Below are 25,297 nucleotides of genomic sequence, written 5' to 3'. Positions count from 1 at the left end.
TAAAAAAAATATCATGAAAATAAATTATATAAAACAATTACTATTACTATCCCTGGTGGTTTTAACTACGGGTTGTAATGATGCAGAATTTTTAGACACGCCGCCAGAAACCTTTTTAACGGTAGATAATATTTTTACTTCAGGTACTCAAGTAGATCAGGTATTAATCACTATGTACCAACAAGATCGCGCCTTAAGATCGTATGTAGATAATAACCAAGGTCGTGTTATGCACGGGCAAGGTACAGATGTTTTAACCGTACCTACCTTTAGAGAAAACACGAATTTTAGTGATTACAACTCTACAATTACACCAAGAGCTGGCCGTTTAAACACGATATATTCTGAGCTTTATGAAATGATATCGCGAGCAAACCTTGTACTTTCTTTAGCAGAACAAACCGATATTACTTTTGAAAGTGAAGACGCTAGAAGCTATATCATTGCCCAAGCCAAATTCTTTAGAGCAAAAGCACATGGCCAAGCCGCACAACTATTTGGTCGCGTTGCTATTGTAGATGAACCAACAACTACCGTTAGGTTTGATTATGAACAAGCTGAAAGAGCCGAAATTTATCAATTTGCTATCGATGATTTAGAGTCTATTTTAAACGATTTACCAGAAATAACAAGCGAACCAGGACGCGTAGTTCGTGGTGCTGCACAGCATTATTTAAGCGAGTTTTACTTAGGTGTTGGTATTGAGAATAATGACAACCTTGCTTATGATCAAGCTATAAAATACGCATCGGATGTTATTGATGGAGGAATTTATTCTTTAATGACAAGTCGTTTTGGTTCTAGAGCCGATGAGCCTGGAAAAAATGTATACTGGGATTTATTTAGATTGAACAATCAAAATTATGCAGATGGAAATACAGAAAGTATCTGGACGCATCAATTTGATTATGAAGCTTACAAAGCCGGAGATAATGGTGCCAGATTGCGTTACCCTTATTATTTTAGTCCAGTGTGGAGAGCCATAGAAGGTGTTATTGGCGAGCTAGAAGATGTTGGAGGAAGAGGTGTTGCTTTCCTTAGACCTACAGAGTTAACAGAAACCATTATTTGGGAACCTAGCATTTCTGATGGTGATATGCGTGGTGAAGAAAGTAATATTAGACGTACTGTTTTATACAACGACCCTAGTGCAGCTAATTTTGGACAAGTAGTACCTCAAAACGTTTTAGATGAAGCAAACTTAGGTTTAGCCGATGGCGCATATTTCCCAATTTTTGAAAAGTTAACTACAGATCAATTTGAAGGTCTAGATGATGGAGAACGCAGAGAAGATATATGGAGAGACCGTTATGTAATACGCTTACCAGAAACTATTCTTTTAAGAGCTGAAGCACACCTAAGAAAAGGAGATACTCAATTAGCTGCCGATGATATTAATTTAATAAGACAACGCGCAAATTGTAATGTATTAGCAACTGCTGCTATGGTAGATCTAGATTTTATTTTAGATGAAAGAGCTAGAGAATTATTTGTAGAAGAAAGCAGATGGAACACACTATTACGTATGGGTGGCAACATTGCTTCAGATCGTATTAGAAGATATGCCAGATACGATTATCAGGTTAACTCGCTAACATTCGATTTTAATACATTCCCTATTCCGCAAACGGTAATAGACCGTAATAAAGATGTTATTTGGGAACAAAACCCAGGTTGGGAAGGCAGATAGTTATCAGTACATTTTAAATAGTTAGTTGTAGAAACATCCGATAAATATTATTTTTATCGGATGTTTTTATTTTAAAAATTTTAAATTTAAACCTCAATCAAATTTAACCTACCAAAAACACAACAAGTAAAAAATGAAACACTCCATATGTATTCTTCTAACACTTATATTATTATCCTGTAATTCAAAACCCAAAAAGCAAGATATTCCTTCCGAAGAAAAACAACCCAACGTCCTCATTATTTTAACCGACCAACTTAGAGCGCAATCTACGGGCTATGCCGGCGATATTAATGTAAAAACACCACACCTCAATCAATTAGAATCCATAAGCGTGAACTTTAAAAACGCGATCTCTGGCATGCCAGTTTGCACACCATTTAAAGCTTCGCTAATTTCAGGGCAACGTCCGTTAACAAACGGCGTTTTTATGAACGATGTTCAACTCGATACCAATGCGGTTTCTATGGGTAAAATATATTCTAAAGCAGGCTATAACACTGCATTTATTGGCAAATGGCATATTGATGGGCAAGGCAGAGAAAATTTTATTCCACCCGGAAATAGAAGACAAGGTTTTCAGTTTTGGATGGCCAATGAGTGTACACATAACTACAACAGTTCTACCTATTATGATAACGACGACCCAACGCCTAAAACATGGGATGGTTATGATACCTTCGAACAAACAGATGCAGCCATAGATTTTATAAACTCAAAAACAAATTCTGATAATCCCTTTGCTTTAATGCTTTCTTGGGGAACACCACATAACCCATATCATTCTGCACCGCAAAAATATCGAGATATGTTTAAACCAGAAGACATGAAATTACGCCCTAATGTTCCAGAGGAAATTTCAGGAAAAATAAAAAAAGACATTGCAGGTTATTATGCACATATAGTGGCTTTAGACGATATGGTTGGAAAATTAATTCAGAATTTAAAAGATAACAATCAATTAGATAACACTATTATCGTGTTTACTTCCGATCATGGCGATTTACTAGGTTCTCAAGGTGCTTACAGAAAACAACAGCCATACAACGAATCTGTTAGAGTACCAATGCTTTTTCATATCCCTAAAGCTTTAGGTATTGAACCAGGCAAAAGAAAGGCCGTTTTAAATTCCGAAGATATACTCCCTACCCTATTAAGTTTAAGTAACATTGAAATACCAAAAACTATAGAAGGTATTAATTACCAACCCTATTTAGAAGGCATAGACGATACTGTTGGTAAAGAAACTGTAATAATATGTGCCCAACCTTTTGGAGAATGGAATAGACCAAAACGCCACGGAAGAGAATACCGAGGTTTAGTGACTCAAAAATATACCTACGTAAAAGATTTAAATGGGCCTTGGCTCCTATTTGATAACGATGAAGATCCCTACCAAATGAATAATTTAGTAAACCAAGCCGAGTTTGCCACACTACAATCCGATTTAGACAAACGATTAATGGCACGCTTAAAAGCTAATGACGATCAATTTTTACCAGGAGCTCATTATATAGAAAAATGGGGTATTGAAGTGGACGAATTAGGCACAGTTCCTTATAAAAAACATTCAATTAAGGCGCATTAAGACCATCTTAAAAACCGAACATCAAAAATCTCACATAATTATTTTATGTGAGATTTTTCATTTTAAACACCACTCCTATTTCATTTCATCTTACTATTCATTACTTTTACCGACTGAATATCAGTTGCTTTTGGTTAGTTTCATTTTTAATTATAAAACAGTATCTGCTTTTCATATCATCCCAGATCACCATGAAACACATTATACTCTTAGCCATTTTAACATGTTCCTTAAATTGTTTTTCTCAATTTGGAGCAGATTATTCTTCTTACGGATTCAATTTTGTTAACGATACTTATAACGACGGTTTAAAAAACTGGACAGGCACCAATATTAACGATTCTAGTAAATTCAATCTATACAAACAAGATGTACAAAACAACTATGCGCTAGAGTTAAAACCAGTAAACGAAAGGTTAAGCATCAATTACAACGATTTTGGTTACATGGATTTAAACCCATGTGCTTTTAAAATAAACATCAGGGTTAGAGTCAATCAATATTCCGGAGATACCGATAAACTCAGCTTCTCCCTTTTTACAGGTGCAAAAAAAGTAGAACTTCAATTTACTTCATCGGGAATATATTATGCCAACAGCACAAACACTTTAGAATTCATTACCTCAGCGCCTACAATAAACCAATGGATAACCTATTCTCTGGCCTTAGATAGCTGTTCTAGTAGTGCAACACTTATGTTAGAAAACGATACTGCAAACGCATTCACGCTCAATTTACCAGATAATACCACGGCACAAAACATAAACCTCGAAGCTTTTACGGATAGTAGCACAACGTTTTCATCGGAAATAGACCATCTATTTATTTACAGTAACCCAATAAAATGGTGGCTTGGGCCTTCTACCCCATTTGTAGACGATACGCCTGCTGGCTACACCAATACCACAGGCGACAGACAGCATTTTTTAGCCTTACCTAATGGCGAAAAAATTGGTTTAAATGAAAACGGTGGCGGCTACATTACCTTTACCGAATTAACACCTGGTGGTCCAAATCTAGATCCGTTTCCTAAATTTGGTTCTGGAGGCACAAAAACCCTAAGAGGTTATTTCCATACCAGTAACTTTAACCCAGTGCAAGCAGGAATTTCTAGTACATCGGGAGGGCATTTGGTTAATATAAATACTACCGCCAATAAAGTTGAAGTAGAACGTTTTCCGTTGCACTCTTATATTCAAGATGATTTTATAGAAAACACACCTTTAGTTTACCCTAATAATGAAACACTTGGAGATGAAAACGATCCTGCCATTATTGATGATGATGTTTACGATGAGTTCGGGCTCGATATGAGGCATGAGTTAATGTGCGAATTAGATTTTAACACCTCTATAGAAAATGTAACTAAAACCGGCAGTATATCTACCGTAAGGCACATTGCAGAATGGGAATACATTCGTCATCCATCATTTATTCTTCAATTTCATGAAGTAAGCGAGAATGTGCGTCCAGATTTTGAAACCTTTACAGGCGCCAATAACGATATGGGCGAAATGCGACATAAATTTGAGTTTAGATTAAACAAAGATTTAGGTTACCAGTGGATTTTGTGGAGAGACTCCAATAACGCCTGGCAATCGTTAAATGTAACAGCCGTTGGCGATTCTAAAAAAATCACAATACGCACCAACACCGCATTAGAAAAACGTTTTTTAGTGTTTTCTACCTCATCAGATCCTGATGTTCCGGGAGCCGTTTCTTGGTTTTATCCAGAAAGTGATTATAACACCAACAGTACTTTAGGAAAAAGCAGAACCGATAAAACGGTTAACTACACACACGATAGAAGAACCTCTGTAACCATAGTTGCCGATTGGAGAAAAACAAATTGGTGCAGAATGAATTTGTATATAAGAAATGAAGGCTTAATTGCGCCATCTAACGGCGACCCGAATATATATGAAGCTTTCCAAATGGAAGCCTTACAGCTATTTGGTACACCTAACGAGATACTAGATGAAGTGATGGCTTATGATGATACTTTAGTTACCAATGCTACTGAACAGAATACTGCCACTCAAATTTTCCCTAATCCGTTTGCTAATAAACTAACCATTACTGGGGAAAATTTACTGAATAAAAAAGTGAAATTATACTCTATGTTAGGCAGAGATATATCCAATGCTGTTGAATTTATATCTCGCTCTAACACTAAAGTTGTACTCAGAATAAATAATTTAAATTCCGAAACTTATTTCTTGAAGGTAGGAAACACCACAAGAATGATAAATAAACTTGAACGCTAATTACCTTGCCATTCAAGGGTATTTACAATGAAGCTGTTTATTTTTTGCTTGCTTTTTTAGCCAACTTTGCAGCTTTTTTTTCTTTAGGCGTTAATGTTGCCTCTTTTTTTACATTCTTTTTTGAATCTTGCGATTTAGCCATAACTTAATGTTTTAAGATGTTTTAATTGTGGATTAAATGTAGTGAAAAGGATGATATGAAAATTTTATTACCTCATTCTTTTATAAAAATTAGCCGTTACGCCTTAAAAGGCATTAAAAAACCCTGAAACTCCCCGATAACAAAACAATCTGTTTTTATTATTTATTTTACCCAATTACGGTTTTCCGTAAAACTAATTAAAACAGCCTTTGTAATTTAGCTTCAGTTTAAGAAAAATAGGTAGAAATACGTATGTTTTTTTTACTAAGAATAACTAACTTCGGCCGAATCTCTTCAATGGGTTTCTGTTATGCAGAATAATCCTTATTGGGATGTTTTTGGAGAGAATGAGTAGTTGAAGTAGTCATATGAATAAGTTGTAAACCATTTGAGAAATGAGAGAAGTCCAAACCAAATTATATGGAAAAATACAGGAACCTGAAAATTTCCTTGAATTAATTGAACTTCTAACTTTTCTTAATGTTGACGATAGAAATGTACATATGTGGAGAGGACAAAGTAATATTAATTGGAGAATCGACCATTCAGCATATAGGAGATTAAGACTAGACAAAAATCAAATAACCGACTCAGACCTAATTAACTACGAAAAAAATCTCTTAAAACAAGCCTCACTAAAAGGTTATCGACAACAAAATGGTAGAATATTAAGTGATTTAGAGTTATTAGCGAAACTGCAACACCACGGAGCAGCAACTAGATTGGTAGATTTTACTAGAAACTCTCTAATTGCTTTATGGTTTGCTAGTTCTGAAAACCTCGAAAGTGATGGACTTTTAATAGGATTACATACAGACTTTTTAGGCGGTTATGAATCAGAAATACAAGATTACAAATATCCATTTCAACTCAACATCTTAGATGAAACAAACCACGCCTTAACATTTGAACCACCAGTAGTAACACCTCGAGTTGCAGCTCAACATTCTCAATTCATTTATAGCTCATTATCAATCAAAAAGACAGGTAGTTTAAAGTTGCATCCAGATTCAGAAGGCAGTAATAAAAAACCTAATTTATTTATATCCGTAAAGAAGGAATTGAAACAAAAAATCAATGATATTCTTGAAAAATCTTTTGATTTAAGATATCAAACACTATTTCCAGATATAGACGGGTTTGGAGATGCAAATAGTCATCAAATATCTAAACGGAAAATGTGGAGATGGTAAAAACGGTTTACAACACCGTATAAAAAACATAGGGCGTTTGTGTTTAACCGAATGTTCTGTGCATATTAACAAAGTCCGCTAAATATAAATATGATGTTTATAGTAGAAAAGATAAAAGCAATATTTTATATTTAGCTAAGTAATAAACCGAAACGAAAGAGCTTATCAACTGCCCTACGTTTCTTATACATAAACGTTGTGTGTAATTTGAGAAATGAACAATATTAAACTGAACAAATACGAAATTAATTTTCTGACTGAACCATTTCCTATTCATTTAGGAGATGTAAAAAACCTATTTATATCTGACTTCGGATTTTCTGAAACAGATGCGATAAGTGAATCCTTTGACTTGCTCAAAAGAATGTACGAACTGAATTTTATCCAATTTGAAATTCTACTTTATTATAAATCTGACAGCAAAATTAAAATAGTACTCGATGAACCTGAAAAAGGTTTTGAACTAAAAGTAGATTCTGATTTTTGGACAAAACTGAAAAACGAAAAAGAAATATGGAATCGTTTGATGTTAGGAATGGATAGAAATTGGGATTTTGGAATTGACCTATCGAATGATTTTTACGAAAAATATTATGAACCAGACGACACGGAATTTTATAAACTGATAAACCAAGAATAAAAACTACACACAACACAGTATAAAAATAATTGCGGTTTAGTGCTAAAACAAAGGTAGTTGCGTATTTGCTACATCTGATTTTCCTGCGGAAAATCCTCGCACACAAAACCGCACTATTCTTATACATAAACGTTGCCAATAATGCTAGAATCAGTTTATAAATAAAAAAGCATTTAATTTTTTGAATTTTATGTACATAAAAATGGAAAATATATTTTAAATGATGACAAAAGAATTTATTATTAATAAAATTGAAAAAGCCTGTCCTACAAGTTATAAGTTTAAACAAGTTGTTTATAATGATAATAAAAAGACAATATTTTTAGATTTCTTTATTAAATATGACGATAATGAATTTTCTGTTAGTGCGGGTACAATTAATCATGTTCAATTAGGGAATTGTCTTCATAACAACTTGTTAACTATTCGTTTTGAGTCGATAGAAAAAATAATTAATTCAAAAAGTTATACATCATGTACAAATAATCTCAATAAAATTTTTCCCAATACAATTAATGATAATTTAAAATTAGATAAACCTATTATTTTCGAAACGGAATCAGACGTAGACAAAGGAATTAGTTATGTAAGAAATTATATCGAAGAGTTTGCTGAAGATTATTTTGCGTATTGGAATGATATTCGTGCATTTTTACCTTTTCTGGAAAGTAAAAATGTGAGGTTTTTAAATGATTTATTAGTCGGAAAAGGAGAAAACAGAAAACTAATTATTTGGAAATTATGTAATCATCCTAAATATGAATCTTTTTTAAAAGAAACTATTAAATCTTATGAAGACTATCTAGAAGAAAATCCTAAAGATAAATCTGAAGTAAAAGCATATAAAGAATTTAATCGTTTAGTTGACAGGCTGGAAAAAGTAAAACCTATTTATAATTGGGATTCATCCTATTTAAGACCAAAACCGTTTAAAGGAGTGTTACCGATTATTTCATAGTTTCTGAATATAGATATGAAACACGCACTATTGGCAACAATGTGTATATTTAATGCGGTTTTTCGTGTTTAATTCAAAGTTCTGTGTATTTTTACTAAGTCCGTCAAATCATTTTGATTTGACTTTCGTACAAAAAAGATAAAGGCAAACAAAATGTTTTGCCTCGTGCTAAACTGAAAGTCTGTTGACTTTCTATTTCCGCACTAAGCATACACGCAACGTTGCCTACAATTTGAAAAATGAACACTCTTGAACCGACTTGGAAAGTATCTAAAAATGAGATTTTGAGAAATTTCTCTTTCCTGCAATCTGAATTTGGATTTCCCAAATTTAAGAAAAAGTGGATTAAAGATGAATACTCAATAACAACTAAAAAAGCTGACATTGAATTCTCTTGTACAATTTTCAAATTTGACTCAAGCGCACCATCAATCGGAATTATTAATCACTCCGAACTTGTTGATTTTAGACACGAAATTTATCCAACAAATTTTTATCGGATTCATAATCTTGACGAAACTGGCGGACTAAAAATGATGGCGGAAAATGGACGTGATTTTGTTGAGATTTATATTTCAGAATGTGCTGACCTTTTAAAAAATAAACCGAATATTTTAAACGGAATTACATCTGACTTTAAAAAAAATAAAAAACTGTAGGCAACACCGTGAAAAAAACATTGCTTATTTTAGTTCAATCGTTTGGTCGTTGCTTTGTTTGCTAGCTTCTGATTTTCCTTCGGAAAATCCTCGCACTCAAACACGCAACGTTCCTTACACATAAACGTTGTGCATAATTTGAGAAAATCTCGTTTCATAATAAAATTTAGATTAAAATGGAAAAACTGAGTGATAAAATTAATTCACATATAGAAAAATGGGTGTGGATTACTGGAAACGATTCTGCTTTAGAATTTGTTTATTTTTTAGAAAGTCTAGGGAACAAAATTTCATTTGAAGATATTTACAAATTTTGCAATCTAAAACAAAAACTTGAAATTAGAAATACTATATCAACTGCGGAAAATTGTGAGCAACTAGCAATTGAATATAAATGGAAAAATAATAAAATTGAGGATAGCTCTTTATTTGCCGATGCAATCTTAACTCTATCTTTAATTATTATTGATTGTTATAAAAATGATGGAATCTCTGATTTAACTGTTTTCGTTGGAGCTGAAAGTCAATTAGAGTTAGATTATGACAAAGAAAATGTTAAAATTTTAATCGACAGTTTGAATATTTTAAACGAATATCTAACCAAATTTTTTGGCTTTAGCTTTTACGAAATTGATGATGTAGAAACTAAAGAATCTTCAATAGCGATTTTAGAAATAAAACAAGAACTTGAGAAAATTATATCGGAATAAAAACTATGCACAACAAAGTACTGTGCTAAAAAACAAGTAAAATCTTATTAATTTTTCACTAGCGTACTTTTATATTCCTTGTCAAATATTAAACCCGATTTTGCAATAGCAAAAGCTTGTTTTAGTAGCTTATTACATACCGCTATTAATGCTAATTTTTTACTCTTTCCTTTTGCTACTAATCGTTCATAAATATCCCTGCATGCTTTGTTGTATTTACAAGCTGTAAAACTGCACATAAATAATAAATTCCTGAGTTTTTGATTGCCCATTTTACTAATGCGTGGTCGTCCTTTTATACTACTTCCACTTTGCCTAATCACTGGAGTTAATCCTGCGTAACTACATAATTCTGCTGCACTCGAAAAGCGTTCAAAACCACCTGTTAAAACGATTAACATAATAGATGTTTTTTTTCCGATTCCTGGTATGGTTTTTATTCGAGTAAATAAATCTTTATGAGCCTCTTTTACTAAAACTAGCAATAACTCTTCTAAGCTGGACATCTCTTTATCTAAATGTTTTAAACTACGCTTTAAAGATCTCACAATGGCTTTACTTGGCTCCCCTAAAACAGATTCACCATGAAGTTTATTCTTTATCATTGTTCGCTGTTTTGTATATACAGAAAGGGTTCTGGTAATTTGAAGACACTCCTGTACTTCCTTAGAACTACCTTTCCAAAGTTTTAACTCTACTTGCTCAGCATAAGAACATATAAGTTTTGAATCACTCTTATCGGTCTTAACCTTGGATAGTCGCATCTGGATAAATCGTTTTACAGACAACGGATTTTCTACTGAAACATTTAGACCTTCTTCAAACAAATAATAAGCCAATTGATAATGATAGTAACCTGTAGCTTCCATCACGCAATGACTCTCAGAATTTAAGAGTTTTCTAAAGGCTTTAAAGCCTGAAAACTTGTTTTTAAACTGATAATAATTACCATCTGAATCTGTGACATCAAAAACTAAATAACTAATGTCAATACCAAAATATTTAATATCTTTATTCATAACAAATTGTTTTTTTGAAAGGACATACTACGCGAGTTTCAACGACTTAAAATCGAGGTCTTAAAGCCTCACAGAACTGTTCGAAATCTGTGTAGAAAAGAGAGGGGATTTACAATGTTGACGAGATCTGAAGTCTCTCCGTATAAATTAACCTTATTCCTCTCTTTTGTGCTTTCTATTTTATATGTTTAAATTAGTCTTTTTTATTTAAATGCTAACTTAAGCCGTATATAAAAAATTGCTAGTTTTAGCTTAACCAATGTGAGTTGCTTTGTTTGCTTGCATCCGATTTTCCTTCGGAAAATCCACGCACTCAAACACGCAACTTTCCATATACATAAACGTTGTAGCTAATTAAAAAAAATGAGAATTAAACCTGAAGATTTTTTTAAAGAAGATATTCCTGAAAATATTCTGAATATTTTAAATGAAATACTTGGTAAAACGTTTGATGAAGGACAATTCTATGATATTGACGAATTAGTATTTGAAAACAATTCATTTAGAGAGTACTCTGACATCAAATCAGGTATTTGCATAACACGTAGTGGTGGTGCAGACTATCTATTTATAGAAAATCTTAATGACACTTATAATCTCTACTCTTTAATAAATGGAGACCAAGATAACAGAGAAGATTACACTCTTGTTTTTGAAATTTCTAATCAAGAAACTTCTGAGACTTTTATAAATAAGGTAAACAATTTTTATGAAAAATGTTATGCTGAATTTGAAATAGATGAAGATTTTAAAAAAACAACAACTTTAAAATTTATTTCAGAACTGCCTAATGGAATAAAAGATTTACTTACAATCAAAAAACAATTTGAACTTTCTAATTCTATTAGTGAATTGAAAATGAAATATACTGAAAGCAGAAAAATTGAAATTGATTGTTATTTAGTTAAAGGTCAACAAATACTAAAAGATTTACCTACCGAAATAAGAGAAACTATAGAAATAAACTAGCTACGACAATGTGTATATTTAATGCGGATTTTGGTGCTTAATCCAAAGTTTAATGTATTTTTATAAAGTCCGCCAAAGCTTTTGAATTGGCATTTATAATAAAAAAGATAAAAGCAAAATATTTATATTTAGCTAAGTAATAAACCGAAACGATAGAGCTTATCACCTGCATTGCGTTTCTTATACTTAACGTTGTGTGTAATTACAAAGAACAAATATGAAAAATATATGGAAAATAGTTTTCTATTTTATAATAGTAGTACTATTTATTGAATGCAAAAATGAGAATAAATCGAAAGAGGAAAGACCAAATGTATTATTTATCTTAGTTGATGATCAGCGAAACGATGTTCTTTCATTTGAGGGGCACCCCATTGTGAAAACCCCCACAGTTGATAAGCTTGCTAAAAACGGAACAGTATTTACAAATGCATTTGTAACTACACCAATTTGTGCAGCTAGTAGAGCTTCTATACTAACAGGGTTATATGAGTCTAAACACAATTATACTTTTGGAAAAAAACCTCTTAAGAAAGAATTTATCAGTAATTCATATCCTTATTTACTAAAAAAATCGGGATATATTACTGGTTTTACTGGAAAATTTGGCGTGAATATTGAAGCACGAGATAGCATGGTTAAAGAAATGTTTGATTACTTTAAGCCTTCTCGTAAAAATGCACCCTATTTTGAAAAACAGGCCGATGGTAGTATGAGGCATTCTGCTGAAATTCGAGGCGATCAAGCAGTAGAATTTATTAAAAATCAAACTTCTAAACATCCATTTTGTCTTTCTATAAGTTTTAATGCTGTACATGCAGTAGATGCAAATTTAACTCCAGGTAATGATGGGCATTATCCTTACCCCAAAGCAGTTGCTAATATGTATGAAAATGTAGAAATGCCAAAACCAGCATTATCTAGTTCTGAGATATATGAGAATCATCCTGATTTTTTGAAAAACTCATTAAATAGAGAACGTTATTTCTGGAGATGGGACACAGAAGAAAAGTACCAAACTAATATGAGAGCTTATTTCCGTATGATTAGTGGGTACGATAATGTAATAAATAGAGTGCTCACAACATTAAAAGAAAAAGGCTTAGATAAAAACACCATAATCATTTATTCTGCTGATAATGGTTATTATATGGGAAATAGAGGTTTTGCAGGTAAATGGACACATTATGAGGAATCGTTAAGGGTTCCTTTAATAATTTATGACCCTAGAAAACCAACTAAAAACTCTGGAAAAAAATCTGATAAATTAGCGCTTAATCTTGATATTTCAGCAACAATTCTTGATATAGCAGGAGTTACCAAACCTAAAATTCATCAAGGGAAAAGCCTATTACCAATTTTAAATAATGAAGAAGTTGAAACATGGCGAGATCGTTTTCTTATAGAGCATAGAATGGAACATGATAAACTGCCAAAATATGTTGGAATTCATGAACAAAGATATGTTTACGTAAATTATTATGAACAGAATCCTTCATATGAATATTTACACGACTTGCAAAAAGATCCTCTTCAATTAGAAAATTTTAAAAATAATCCTAAATATGTGAAAGTTCTTCAAAATATGAGGGGCAAGTGTGAAAGCTTAGAAAATAATATAAAAAATAATTAACTCCACACAACAAAAAATATAGTGCATTTGGCAGATAATACTAAAATTGAATATATCAGCAATAAATACAATTAGGCGTAACTTGAAAATGAAGTGTTTCAAAATGCCAAACGCCCCATATTCAAAACGTTCTGCGCAATTTAAGAACACGTACATTGTAACATATTAATATTTTGCTCTACTAATACCTTGAACAATAACATACAAGAAATGAAAAAAAATAATGGAACGGCCTTTATGGTAATAGGATTGATGTTTACAACTCTTGGATTAACAATTTTGAACGAATACAAAATTTTACAATATAGCGCTCTAATTCTTGGAGTTATATTAACAATATATAGTGTATCTGTATCTGAAAAATGGAAGAAAACCCAAAAAAATGAATTAAAACGATTGAATAAAATACTTTAAATCGGAACAAAACTCCGAATTTATTCTTGCGGAATTATTACTCAAACTGAATTTATAAATGTTGCGTAAAAGTGAACTGAAACACAAAATTTACTCTTCTGGAATTTAACAAGTTTGTGGAATTGAAAAACTGCGTAAAACACTGTATTATCTAGGCACAACAAATAAAACCCTATATACCTGTATAATACACCAACAAAACAAGGTATAACATCGGTGTAACAATAAAACAACTCCCCTTCTCTTATAGAATAATTTAAAATAAGCTCGGTTTATAGAAATATTCTATTTCGTTTACTTTTTTAAGTAACTTTTAATATATTTAAACATATTTTCTTCCCTAAAGAATTTCAATATGATAGCTTATGTACTCATATTGAGTTATTTAAAATTAATAGTGTTAATACCATAATAAAGATATATAGTTAGTACAACTGTATGCTTTGTAGTGCTTAATTATCAGAAACCGCTAACTAATGATAAAATTCTTAAAAAAAGAACGACTTCAAATACAAATTACGCAAGGCTTACCCTTTGATTTAAAAATAGATATAAGGAAGAAAAAACGACAGATTCTCTACTACTCTAGCTAAGTTATTGGACGAGCATTAATTAACTAAAACCAATTACAACTATCATGACACTACGATTTTACAAATTAAACATAATAATTGCCTGTCTTTTTTTAAGTTCATGTGCTAATAATAAAAAAGAATTTGGCACCATGCTTATTCATGGAGGAACCATTTATACAGTAGACTCTACACAGACAACAGTAGAGGCCGTTGTAACAAAAAAGGATAAAATTCTCTTTGCTGGAAGTTTTGAGGAAGCCAAAAGCTATCAAAACGAACAAACGGAACTTATAAATTTAGAAGGTAAGACGATGACGCCTGGCTTAATTGAAGGTCATGGTCATTTTATGGGCTTAGGCTATAATGAATTAGAGCTTGACCTTATGAATACAAGCAGCTATCAAGATATTATAGACGCTGTTGCAGAGAAAGTTAAAACGTCTAAACCAGGCGAATGGATTCTTGGTAGAGGTTGGCACCAAAGCAAATGGGACAGTATGCCAGCAAACACCGTTAAAGGATTTCAGACGCATCATTTACTCAGCGAAGTATCACCAGATAATCCTGTTTTTTTAAGTCATGCAAGTGGTCACGCAGGCTTCGCAAATGCTAAGGCTATGGAAATTGCAGGTTTAAAAGGCTTACGTAAAGAGGGAATCCAGACATATAATATGGAAGGAGGAGAAGTTATTGTAGATCAATTTGGTATGCCAACAGGTATTTTCAATGAACATGCAATATCTATGATTTACAAGTATATCCCAGAAGAGACGCCAGAAACAAACATTCAAGCTTTTAATCTAGCTATGGAAGCGTGCCATAAAAATGGTATCACTAGTTTTCATGACGCAGGTATTTCAAGTAATACAATAGCACTCTACGATGACATGAAATCGGCTGGAAAAATGAATATTAGAATGTATGCCATGTTAAGAGGTGGTGAAGAATTACTTAACGAATGGTTAGAAAAAGGTCCGAGGATAGATCCAGATCATCGTTTTACTATACGTTCTATTAAATTAAGTTGTGATGGTGCTTTAGGTTCCAGGGGTGCCTGGCTTTTAGAACCTTATACAGATCGCCCAGGTCACTATGGCCATGAAACGCTTCCTATGGACATTCTAAAAGAAGTAGCAATAAAAGGACTTCAAAACAATTTTCAAGTCTGCTCGCATGCCATTGGAGATCGTGCTAATAGAGAAATTCTGGATCAATATGAATTAGCGTTAAAGGAATTGAATATGCTAGATACCGATCATAGATTCCGTATTGAACATGCGCAACATCTACATCCAGATGACATTCCTCGTTTTGCAGAATTAAATGTAATTCCTGCAATGCAGGCAATACACTTGTCTTCCGATAGACCTTGGGCCATTGACCGTTTAGGTGAAAAACGAATTAAAGATGGCGCTTACATGTGGCAAGCTTTATTACAGAGTGGCGTTCCTATTGTTAATGGAACGGACGTGCCTGTAGAACCTCTTAATCCTATTGCCAGTTTCTATGCTAGTGTAAGCCGAAAAACACTTAAAGGAATCCCTGAAGGCGGTTATGAGCCAGAACAAAAAATGACGAGAATGCAAGCATTAAAATCATACACTTTAGATGCTGCGTATGGCGCCTTCGAAGAAAACATTAAAGGTTCTATTAGTAGTGGTAAGCTTGCTGATTTTACAATTTACAATCAAGATTTGATGACTGTTGAAGAAAATCAGATTTTAGATACTGAAATCGACATGACTATTTTTAATGGTAAAGTAGCTTACAAGAAATAGCAAAATAACGAAAGCACAACAACGCGTATGATTAATTGCTTGGTTTTATTCTACTTACAAAAGCCCTTACGGACTTTCTATCTGTGATCTATTTGCTAACTTTAGTGCATGAATCACGCAACTAATCATACATAAAACCGTTTTGCTAAAAAAAACCTGATTTGAAAATAAAAAACATAAGACTAAAAATATTTGTATCAATCGTGATTCTATTGTCGTTTTTATACTTTTTATTTATGAATACAGACCTTTTTTTACCTTCAACAAAGGAAGTCGAAAATTCAAATCAATTAAAGACTGAAATTGTTAAAGAAATTGCTAGCAGCCTGAGTAATAATGATACTTTATATTTAGCTACAAAGAGAGAATATGGTGTCTGTGGAAATGACTCTAGATTTGACGAAACACCTACTTTTTCGGAGAGAATTCAAGAAATAAAACATCTTTTAGACAACCCTTTTTATCTTGATTTATCAAAGGATTTTGAAATGAGTAATTCTGTAAATGGTAGTACTATTATTGTTGGAGTTATTTTTGACGATAATTTTATATCAGAAAAATATAATTTTGAAATAATATCAGATTCATCAAATCAAAAGAAAGAACTTTATGAAGTTAAAGATATATCCATAAAAAAGGATACCGTTATAATTTATAGTTATTCTCTTCATAAATCTGAAAATGATAAAGTGAAAATGGAATTTATTAAAGTTGATTCGAAATGGAAAAGAAAATAAAAACTAAGTATAACAAAAGCTATAATTAATGCGGGGTTTGGTACTTACACCAAAGTTTAGTGTGTTTTTATAAAGTCCGCCAAAACTTTTGATTTGGCATTTATAATAGAAAAGTTAAAAGCAAAATATTTATATTTCGCTAAGTAATAAACCGAAACGACAGTGCTTATCTCCTGCCCTACGATTTCTTACATTTAACGTTCATAATAAGAATATGACGAAAAAATCAGAAATAGCGATTGAAAAAATTGAGGAAGGTGATATTTACAACTTTAAGTTAAACGGCAAATATTTCTTTCTTCAAATACTAAAAATAGTAACAGGGCTACCTGCTCCTTATGATATTGATTTTAAATTCGGCTACTATCTAGCTGTTTTTCAGAAAACATTTAAAAACATTCCAAAAATTGAAGATTTGGATTTATCGACTATTTACAAACACAAATATTATAGAAAGAATACAGCTTGTTACTTCAGCGTATGGAATAAAGAACCACATATTCAATTTGATAAAAAATTGATGGATTACAAGCTAAAAGACAAGTACAAATTCTCAAAGTTTGACAATCGACAAGTAAAAAAATTTAGTGAATTTAAACCACTTTTAGTGCCTCAGTTCTCAATGCCGAGTAAGTGTGATTTTCATAATGGAATACAAAATACTCACCAACCAATGTCAATACAAGCTATCTTAAAAGGACTAGAGGAGGAAGAAAAATTAAAAACTTCTAAAGCTAAAAAGATAGATCCTCATTATTTTAAAGACTGGCTTTATTACATCAATCCCGAAGCTTTGATAAAAACAGAAAAAGCTATTCTTAAATATGAAGAAAAAGAAGGCCAGCAAAGAACTAAAGAAAATGCATTGAAAAAATGTATTGAAGCTATAAATAAGGTTGACGAGAAGTTTTCTCACATAGGAACAATAGAACGAGAATATTTGGTTGAGAAACTAATTGACATTTCGATTGCAAAAGAACTTGATAAAAGCTTGCTGACAATATAATTGAGGAAAATAGAGATTGGTAAAACTAATTTCTATTTACAAAATCACATGAGTATCAAGTGGACAAAAGGGCTAAATTTAAGCGAATTGAATATTAACAGACATAAAGCAAAAGTAATGTGCTTGTAATACCGCACAGTGCGTTCTAAATACTATTAACCAATAAGATTAGATAAAATGATATTTGAAAATTTTGATTTCACTAATTTTTGGAAAAAAAGCGATTATGCAGACAAAGAATATGTTGGAAAATATCCGACAGATGAAATTATTAAAAATATAACGAATCAACTTGGTTATAAACTTCCCGATTCTTATATAAAATTAATGAAATCTCAAAATGGCGGAATCCCTAAAAACACCTGTTATCCAACAACTGAAAAAACGACTTGGGCGGATAATCATATTGCAATTACGGGTATAATGGGAATTGGAAATGAGAAACCCTACTCTTTATGTGGAGATTTCAGTAGTCAATTTTGGATTGATGAGTGGGGCTATCCTAATTCCGGAGTTTATGTTTGTGACTGTCCTTCTGCTGGACACGATATGATAATGCTGGATTATACGAAGTGCGGAAAAGATGGAGAGCCAGAAGTTGTACATATCGACCAAGAGAACAACTATAAGAAAACATTTTTAGCTGTAAATTTTGAAGCTTTTATAAGAGGTCTCGTAAACGAAGGTAATTACGAATCTGAAGCACAGGAATTAGCCGACGATCACGATTTGGAAGAAGAATGGTTCTCTGATGATTTTTAAAAAAATTTAATAATAAAAACTATTGGCAACATTGCTTATAAAAAATTGCTAGTTTTAGCTAAACCTATCTTACACGCAAACTTTAGTAAACCTACGAGCCAAACGATATGAAAACAGGAAAGAAAATAATTAAATGGTTTTTATACCTTTTATTCATTCCGACAGCATATATAATTATGGCTTTAATTCTATCTTCAATAACTGTAGACAGAAAAGTGAGCAATGAAAATTCAGAAAAACTAATATATTTAAATACAAATGGAGTGCATTTAGATATTGTAATTCCGATAGAATATGTCGATAGTTTAGTGTTATCGGGAATAAAATATAACCAAAACGACACGTACTTGTCTTTTGGTTGGGGAGATGAAAACTTCTACATTAACACCCCTACTTGGAACGATTTGACTTTTAGCACTGCTTTTAAAGCCATGTTTTTAGAAAGTTCAACTTTAATGCATGTAACGCGTTATAGACAGAAACGATTAGGTTGGGTTGAAATAAAAATAAACGAATTGGAATTAAAAAAACTAAACCATTATTTACTGAACACCTTTGAGGTGAACCAAAAGGGCATGAAAATTATTCTTGAAAACAAAGGTTACTCTTCTATCGATGATTTTTATACATCGAAAGGAAGTTATTCCTGTTTTAAAACGTGTAACAGTTGGGTAAATATTGGTTTTAAAGACAGTGGGTTAAAATCCTGCCTATGGACTCCTTTCGACTTTGGACTAATGAATAAATATCAATAAAACAGGTTTGATAACAAATTGTAAAAAAATACTCTAGAAACTCAAAGAATGATATTTAAAAGAGACCATCATAAGAACAAAAAAACGTTTTACACCCTTCTAATATGTGTTCAATTTGGTTTATATCTCTCATTGTTCTACTTCAAAATTCATTGGATATTTATCTTATTAATATTCCCTTTTTTATGCATTGAAATGATATCAAACATAAGATGTTTAAATCGTCAAAAAAGCTTCATTAAAGCCATAGAATTTAAAGGAAGTACATTAGTTTGTGCCCATTTTAATGGTAAGAAAGCTAAAATAAGTTACGCCAATCTTGTGTATTCTTTTAGAGAAATTAAATTTGAAAAAGACAAATCGGAAATTGAAATAAAAGAAAAAAAACGAATTACAAATAAATTAATTGGTCGGCTCAATATAAAAGATTGGCAAACCATTTTTGAAATAAAAAACGCTTTAGCCGAAAAGAAAATAAAACGAATAGAGTTTCAACCAGAAGGGTTTGGAGCAAGTACGGTTGGTCTTTAGCAGAAATTACATTAATAGAAATGCAGTAGATATTCGTGTAGAATTAATTAATAGAATTTAAATTATAAATATGAAATCTAGTTTAAAGTTAATAATATTCCCCGTAACAGTTATTCTACTTAACATCACGCTGAGCTCTTGCAATTCGAAAAAATCCACAAACCAAGATTGGGAACATCTTCTAGATATGGAATTAAGCCAATGGGATGAGTTTGTTGGCGCACCGCATTACAGCGTAGCTATTGAAGGTTACGATAAAGGTAACGGCATGGAAGAAGGAACGCCCTTGGGGTTAAACAACGACCCTTTAAACGTTTTTTCGGCTATTGAAATGGATGGAGAACCTGTGTTGAAAGTTTCAGGAGAAATCTACGGTGCAGTAACTACCAAAAAAAAATACGAAAACTACCATTTAAGCCTTATGTTTAAGTGGGGCGATAAAAAATATGCGCCTCGTTTAGGTAAACCCATGGATAGCGGGATTTTGTACCATGCCATTGGAGAGCAAGGTGCTTTTTGGAACTGTTGGATGCAGTCTCAGGAATTTCAGATTCAAGAAGAAGATTGCGGAGATTACTACACTATTGCTGGTACAGGTGCCGATATAAAAGCGATTAAGAAAGAAAATCCAGATTCGGCTTGGGATATTTTTATCTACAACCCAAACAGTGCTTACAAACAATTTAAAACCGGAGAAGACGGCCGATGCAGAAAAAATGCTAACTACGGAAAGCTGGAAGGATGGAATCAAATTGATTTGGTTTGTATAGGCGATAAAGCTTACCATATTGTTAATGGAAAAATAGCTCTTGTGGTAGAAAAATCGGTTACTTATAATGAAAAAGACATAGCTAAACCGCTAACCAAAGGTAAAATCCAACTTCAAAGTGAAGGTGCAGAAGTGTATTATAAAGATGTAAAAATTAGATCTATTAGTGAGCTTCCATCAGAATTTGCTAATCAGTTAAAGTAGTGATGGTGGCTTAATAGGATTGTCTTTCATTTATAAATTGTAAGCTAGATGAGGATTTTATTTGATAAATTCCCAAAGCTTTAGCGATTTAAAGAAACTATGAAAATTTACTGATAGTCAAGTTTATTTTGGCTCCTTAATTTTTATAACTCAACTTATTCTCAGACAATCTTAAATCAACCATTAAAGATCGTAATTTTTTAGAAACTTCATTTAAATCGTCCGAAATTGAAAACACCTTTGGATCGCCTACAATAATTAACTTATGTTTTGCTCTAGATAGTGCCACATTAACTAATCGTTCTCCTTGAATGCCTTTGTATAGCATGCCTATATTTTTTTCGCAGTTATCTACTATATCATAAATGATAGCATCGAAACCCGAACCTTGAAAAGAATGTATTGTACCAACCGTAACATTTTTAAGCTGATTATCGGAAAGCATTTTATTTCTCAATTTTCGTTTTAAATTTATTACTTGGCCGTTATAAGGCGTAATAACACCAATTATCATCGCTTCATTTTCTATTATTAAGCTTTCTACAAGTTCGGTTACAACCTGAGCAGATTTATCATTAACTCTAGATCGTCCTTGCGTAGTTTTTACAACAGCTCCATTTTTTGGCTCTACAGGAATAAAATAATACGGCGTATTAATAACTCCAAAACTAGACTTAATTGAAGTGAATTTCTCTTGATAATTAGAGGTTAATAAACCATTATAAAACCTATCATTTATTAGCGAACAAATGTCTGGATGCATCCTGCGTTGTTCGGAAAGCATGACTCTAATGTTTTCATCATAACCTTCAACATCATCCATATATTCAAAAACATCCTTATTAAACCAATTATTTACAGCCTCTGTTTGACCTGTACTTATTGGCCCAAGTTGTTTAAAATCTCCTGCAACAACAAATTTGTTTTTTGAAAAACTGGCCATAGTAAGCGTTTGTATCAATGGCATCATTCCTACTTCATCAACAACTACGAGATCAAATTTTTCATGTTCAAAATTATCAGCTAAAAAGCACTGTGCCGCTGTGGTAAACACTAATTGAGAATTAGCAATTCTTGTTTGATTAATTTGTTTTATCTCATTTTTAAGCAAAATTTGTTTATTTCTGGCTCTGGCTATGTCTTCCCTATCAGTATTTTTAGAATGACTTCTTAAATACTTTAAAACTGTGCCGTATTCTTTCCTTACGCGATCTACTTCTTCTTTTTCGGGATAAAGTCTGCTATCATTTACAATCTCTGATAAAACGGGGTAACCAAACCTTAAAACCTTTCTATCTTCAAGGAGTTTCTTTGAACTTTCTGAGAAATTTTCAAACTCATTTATAATTTCTTTTCCTAGAATATCAATAGAAATATTTGAAATACTAACGGCTAAAACTCGCAACCCGTTTGTACATGCTTTTGCTATAATTTTTGAAAGTGTATATGTTTTTCCTGTTCCTGGTGGGCCCCAAATAAAAGTGACATTTTGAGAGAATACACTTTGCACTGCCTGTTGCTGCGATTGGTTTAATGATGCATCTATTATTTCACTTTTAAAGTCATCATCTATTCTAATATTCCTTTTGAAAAAGAACTTATTTGTAAGGCTGAGTTCGTCATATTTTACAGCGTTAAACCGATCTTTTATATGTTTTAAAAAATTAATGGCCTTGGGTTTAAATTTAAATGTAGTATTTAAATGCTCGGCGGTTAATTCATTTGAAACTCGAAATATTATGGTTGAAATACTTCTATAATATGCTAAAAAAACACCTTGAATATTATTTTGCTTAGCAACATCTTGCCACCATAAATTTATTGGTATGCCTTCTTGCCCAGGACTAGAAACACCATCGGGCAGAGAAATAACAGCTTGGTACAAAAATCCGAAATCGGAATTTGAAATCTTCTTATCAATTTTGGCTACAACCCATAACCTAGCATTATCGTCCTCAATAGCATTTTCTTCGTCTATAAAAGCCTTTGTAATTTCTTGCTCTTTACTATCTACTAAATTAAACCAAGAAGGAAAATCTCTAGTAAGCTTACTCCATTTTGGACTATATAAATACCGTTTTACGCGATCAAAATAAACTGAATAATCACTGAGTGTTTTTTCAATTAATTCGAGTTCAATATTTTGCTTGTATAATAAATTAACAAGTTGCTTTTCGTTATAAGCCTTTTGTTTATGGTGATCTTCATACCATTTAAAAATTATTTCCTTAAAAATATATTCCATTAACAATACGCTTTTATGTGAGCCTAAGCCCTATCAAAATAGAATTTGATACCTATGTAATTTATATTTCAGCAAAGCTATACAAAATGACTTTTACAGCGTGGTTTTATTGAAACTTGTTTTGTTACTAAATACTAACAGACCCGATATAGTTAATTATTGTTTTCCTAAAATTTATTATTTATATATTAGCTTCAATAAGTAAGAATAGGTGTCTATTTTGTAATCAGGTTAAGTTCGTTAATGTATAAATGAAAAAAACATATAAATTCAATATGCTAACCTTGTTCGAGAATCAAAAAATAATTTTAAAAAATAATTTTAATTGTTATAAATAAGAATATGAAAAAGCTTAAAATTTGGACATTAATATTACATTCATTCATTTTTATAATTCATAAAAACACTATTTCTGTAATGCTCTTAACAGAGTATTTCACTTTAGATAGATGGCTCTCAAGCAGTGGTTTTTCAGATTCTTTTGCTAACCTCCTACTTGGCGCTTCACTACTTTCACTTCTAGGTCAATTACTTATCCTGTTAAGTATAAAAATCGAAAAAGTTGTTACTAAGCACGTAATCGGTATTTTAGGGCTAATTTCATTATGGTTTTCATTTAGATATTTAGCATATCCTAGTGTGAACAACACCGATTTTCATACATGGGCGTTTTGGTCTGGAGTACCCTTCATTATTGCTTCTATACTTTTATATCACGAACAATATATTATACTAAAAGATATATTTAAAACAAAGAAGAAAAGCAGCTAATGCTGGTATAAACCATGTTAAGTTCTAGATTTACTATATATAATTCCCCTTAGAAAACCCTTGCAAGTATAAACTCTAAATTATTATTAACACAAAGACTAATAGTTAATTTTAAATACCCTTATGAAAATAATTAGTGCTTTTCTATTTATATTTTCAATTACATTTTACGGTAATTCCTAAATACTAAAAAAGGAAATACCAGATAAACTAGTGGTAATTACTTTTGATGATGCTCCGGCAAGTCAATATTCAATTGTGGCACCATTATTAAAAGAATTCGGTTTTGGAGCTACTTTTTTTGTCTGTGAATTTCCTCCCAAATTTAAAGACAGCACGCTTTATATTAATTGGCACCAGATTAAAGCACTTAACAACATGGGCTTTGAAATAGCCAATCATACACATACACATGCTAATGTTGCCAATTTATTGCAAGCACAATTTAATGAAGAGTTAGCTTATATAGAAAATAAATGTGATTCTCTAGATATTGAAACTCCAACTAATTTTGCCTATCCAGGCTACGCACTGAATTCTGAGGTGCTAGAATTTTTAGAAGAGAAAAAGTACGTTTTTGCTAGAGCTGGAGGTAGCAGAGTTTATGATCCTTTGGAAGATCATCCATTTCTAGTACCAAGTTGGGCGGCAGATGCAAGTAATAAAATCGAAATAATGGCTTCCTTTAACGAAGCTAAAAAAGGAAAAATTGTTGTTCTAACATTACATGGTGTACCTGATATTGAACATCCATGGGTAAGTACACCTACTAAATTGTTTAAAGAATATCTACAATATTTACATGAGAATAAATTTAAAGTCATCTCACTTAGAGATTTAAGCAATTATATAAATGTTGATAAGGCTAAAGAAACTATTTTACCTGATTTTGGTAAAACACTAAAAAATTAAATTAACGTTAGGGATAAAATAGTAAACCAAGCAACATAATAAACTACCATTAAAAGCTATAGTTAATAGCATTTCAAAATTATTTAACAACACCCAAAACAACTATTTTTTAATTTTTAATTGAAGAAATAAGGCGTTATCATCTCCCCTATTTCTAGCAACAAGTAAAACATTTTTCTTAGTTCTTTTCCCAATTACGGTTTTCCGTAAAACATATTAATTAGGAGCTAACAACTTAGCTTCAGCTTATAACAAATACGCAGAAGCACTTATTTATTTTTTTATAAGGAATAAGCAACTTGGCCTAGATATGTTCAGGGAATTTCTGATATGACGGATAAAGTATATCGAAATATATTTAAACTAAATA

Annotated in this window: 22 protein-coding genes; 20 read left to right on the top strand and 2 right to left on the bottom strand. The window is 31.9% G+C overall.

Translation table 11 applies throughout. The features are described from left to right. Positions 1 to 13 precede the first annotated feature (13 nt). The 8 genes from GQR98_RS13070 to GQR98_RS13035 all read left to right on the top strand — a co-directional run bounded on the left by GQR98_RS13070 (position 14) and on the right by GQR98_RS13035 (position 9,847). Entirely contained in the window at positions 14 to 1,690 is a 1,677-nt protein-coding gene (locus GQR98_RS13070; protein WP_159019880.1) for a RagB/SusD family nutrient uptake outer membrane protein, read from the top strand. A 133-nt stretch (positions 1,691 to 1,823) separates the two neighbouring features. Continuing rightward, on the top strand, positions 1,824 to 3,278 hold the full coding sequence (locus tag GQR98_RS13065; protein ID WP_159019879.1) for a sulfatase: 1,455 nt from the start codon (positions 1,824 to 1,826) through the stop codon (positions 3,276 to 3,278). Between the two features lie 191 nt (positions 3,279 to 3,469). Next, a complete protein-coding gene (locus tag GQR98_RS13060) occupies positions 3,470 to 5,545 on the top strand; it encodes a T9SS type A sorting domain-containing protein (protein ID WP_159019878.1) in 2,076 nt (691 codons plus the stop codon). Positions 5,546 to 6,082: 537 nt separating this feature from the next. Continuing rightward, positions 6,083 to 6,880: an FRG domain-containing protein gene (locus GQR98_RS13055; RefSeq protein ID WP_159019877.1), complete on the top strand. Its 798-nt coding sequence runs from the start codon at positions 6,083 to 6,085 to the stop codon at positions 6,878 to 6,880. A 214-nt stretch (positions 6,881 to 7,094) separates the two neighbouring features. After that, the gene (locus GQR98_RS13050; RefSeq protein WP_159019876.1) at positions 7,095 to 7,520 is read left to right on the top strand and encodes a hypothetical protein; all 426 of its coding nucleotides are present in this window, start codon (positions 7,095 to 7,097) and stop codon (positions 7,518 to 7,520) included. 220 nt (positions 7,521 to 7,740) lie between these two features. Further along, positions 7,741 to 8,478 (top strand): hypothetical protein, encoded by a 738-nt coding sequence (locus GQR98_RS13045; RefSeq protein WP_159019875.1) that lies wholly within the window; start codon positions 7,741 to 7,743, stop codon positions 8,476 to 8,478. A gap of 239 nt (positions 8,479 to 8,717) precedes the next feature. After that, complete coding sequence (locus GQR98_RS13040; RefSeq protein WP_159019874.1) at positions 8,718 to 9,137, top strand: hypothetical protein; 420 nt, start codon at positions 8,718 to 8,720, stop codon at positions 9,135 to 9,137. Positions 9,138 to 9,313: 176 nt separating this feature from the next. Next, positions 9,314 to 9,847 carry a hypothetical protein gene (locus GQR98_RS13035; protein ID WP_159019873.1) on the top strand — a complete coding sequence of 178 codons (534 nt, stop codon included), beginning with the start codon at positions 9,314 to 9,316 and terminating at the stop codon, positions 9,845 to 9,847. Positions 9,848 to 9,894: 47 nt separating this feature from the next. On the opposite strand, the gene GQR98_RS13030 is transcribed toward GQR98_RS13035, so the two are convergent. Further along, positions 9,895 to 10,866 carry an IS110 family transposase gene (locus GQR98_RS13030; protein ID WP_159018718.1) on the bottom strand — a complete coding sequence of 324 codons (972 nt, stop codon included), beginning with the start codon at positions 10,864 to 10,866 and terminating at the stop codon, positions 9,895 to 9,897. 363 nt (positions 10,867 to 11,229) lie between these two features. Here GQR98_RS13030 and GQR98_RS13025 point away from each other — a divergent pair, with 363 nt between their 5' ends. From GQR98_RS13025 to GQR98_RS12980, 10 genes are all read left to right on the top strand, one after another. Beyond that, entirely contained in the window at positions 11,230 to 11,835 is a 606-nt protein-coding gene (locus tag GQR98_RS13025) for a hypothetical protein (RefSeq protein ID WP_159019872.1), read from the top strand. A gap of 217 nt (positions 11,836 to 12,052) precedes the next feature. After that, positions 12,053 to 13,468 carry a sulfatase gene (locus GQR98_RS13020; protein WP_159019871.1) on the top strand — a complete coding sequence of 472 codons (1,416 nt, stop codon included), beginning with the start codon at positions 12,053 to 12,055 and terminating at the stop codon, positions 13,466 to 13,468. 210 nt (positions 13,469 to 13,678) lie between these two features. Then, the gene (locus GQR98_RS13015) at positions 13,679 to 13,882 is read left to right on the top strand and encodes a hypothetical protein (protein WP_159019870.1); all 204 of its coding nucleotides are present in this window, start codon (positions 13,679 to 13,681) and stop codon (positions 13,880 to 13,882) included. Positions 13,883 to 14,519: 637 nt separating this feature from the next. Next, a complete protein-coding gene (locus tag GQR98_RS13010) occupies positions 14,520 to 16,235 on the top strand; it encodes an amidohydrolase (RefSeq protein ID WP_233268008.1) in 1,716 nt (571 codons plus the stop codon). Positions 16,236 to 16,471: 236 nt separating this feature from the next. Then, on the top strand, positions 16,472 to 16,972 hold the full coding sequence (locus GQR98_RS13005) for a hypothetical protein (RefSeq protein ID WP_159019869.1): 501 nt from the start codon (positions 16,472 to 16,474) through the stop codon (positions 16,970 to 16,972). 214 nt (positions 16,973 to 17,186) lie between these two features. Beyond that, positions 17,187 to 17,978 (top strand): hypothetical protein, encoded by a 792-nt coding sequence (locus GQR98_RS13000; protein ID WP_159019868.1) that lies wholly within the window; start codon positions 17,187 to 17,189, stop codon positions 17,976 to 17,978. 177 nt (positions 17,979 to 18,155) lie between these two features. After that, positions 18,156 to 18,740: an SMI1/KNR4 family protein gene (locus GQR98_RS12995; protein WP_159019867.1), complete on the top strand. Its 585-nt coding sequence runs from the start codon at positions 18,156 to 18,158 to the stop codon at positions 18,738 to 18,740. A 107-nt stretch (positions 18,741 to 18,847) separates the two neighbouring features. After that, positions 18,848 to 19,495, top strand: a complete 648-nt coding sequence (locus GQR98_RS12990) for a DUF2459 domain-containing protein (RefSeq protein ID WP_159019866.1) — start codon at positions 18,848 to 18,850, stop codon at positions 19,493 to 19,495. A gap of 195 nt (positions 19,496 to 19,690) precedes the next feature. After that, on the top strand, positions 19,691 to 20,026 hold the full coding sequence (locus GQR98_RS12985) for a hypothetical protein (RefSeq protein WP_159019865.1): 336 nt from the start codon (positions 19,691 to 19,693) through the stop codon (positions 20,024 to 20,026). A 70-nt stretch (positions 20,027 to 20,096) separates the two neighbouring features. Then, positions 20,097 to 20,999, top strand: a complete 903-nt coding sequence (locus GQR98_RS12980; protein WP_159019864.1) for a DUF1080 domain-containing protein — start codon at positions 20,097 to 20,099, stop codon at positions 20,997 to 20,999. A 136-nt stretch (positions 21,000 to 21,135) separates the two neighbouring features. On the opposite strand, the gene GQR98_RS12975 is transcribed toward GQR98_RS12980, so the two are convergent. Then, a complete protein-coding gene (locus GQR98_RS12975; protein ID WP_159019863.1) occupies positions 21,136 to 23,244 on the bottom strand; it encodes a DEAD/DEAH box helicase in 2,109 nt (702 codons plus the stop codon). Positions 23,245 to 23,586: 342 nt separating this feature from the next. On the opposite strand from GQR98_RS12975, the gene GQR98_RS12970 reads away from it, so the two are divergent. Further along, positions 23,587 to 24,015 carry a hypothetical protein gene (locus GQR98_RS12970; protein ID WP_159019862.1) on the top strand — a complete coding sequence of 143 codons (429 nt, stop codon included), beginning with the start codon at positions 23,587 to 23,589 and terminating at the stop codon, positions 24,013 to 24,015. 183 nt (positions 24,016 to 24,198) lie between these two features. Continuing rightward, the gene (locus GQR98_RS12965) at positions 24,199 to 24,927 is read left to right on the top strand and encodes a polysaccharide deacetylase family protein (protein ID WP_317164231.1); all 729 of its coding nucleotides are present in this window, start codon (positions 24,199 to 24,201) and stop codon (positions 24,925 to 24,927) included. Positions 24,928 to 25,297: the final 370 nt, after the last annotated feature.

Origin of the sequence: Algibacter sp. L3A6, from assembly GCF_009796825.1 — a bacterium.
Lineage (GTDB): Bacteria > Bacteroidota > Bacteroidia > Flavobacteriales > Flavobacteriaceae > Algibacter.
This window is presented reverse-complemented; position numbering and strand designations above follow the sequence as displayed.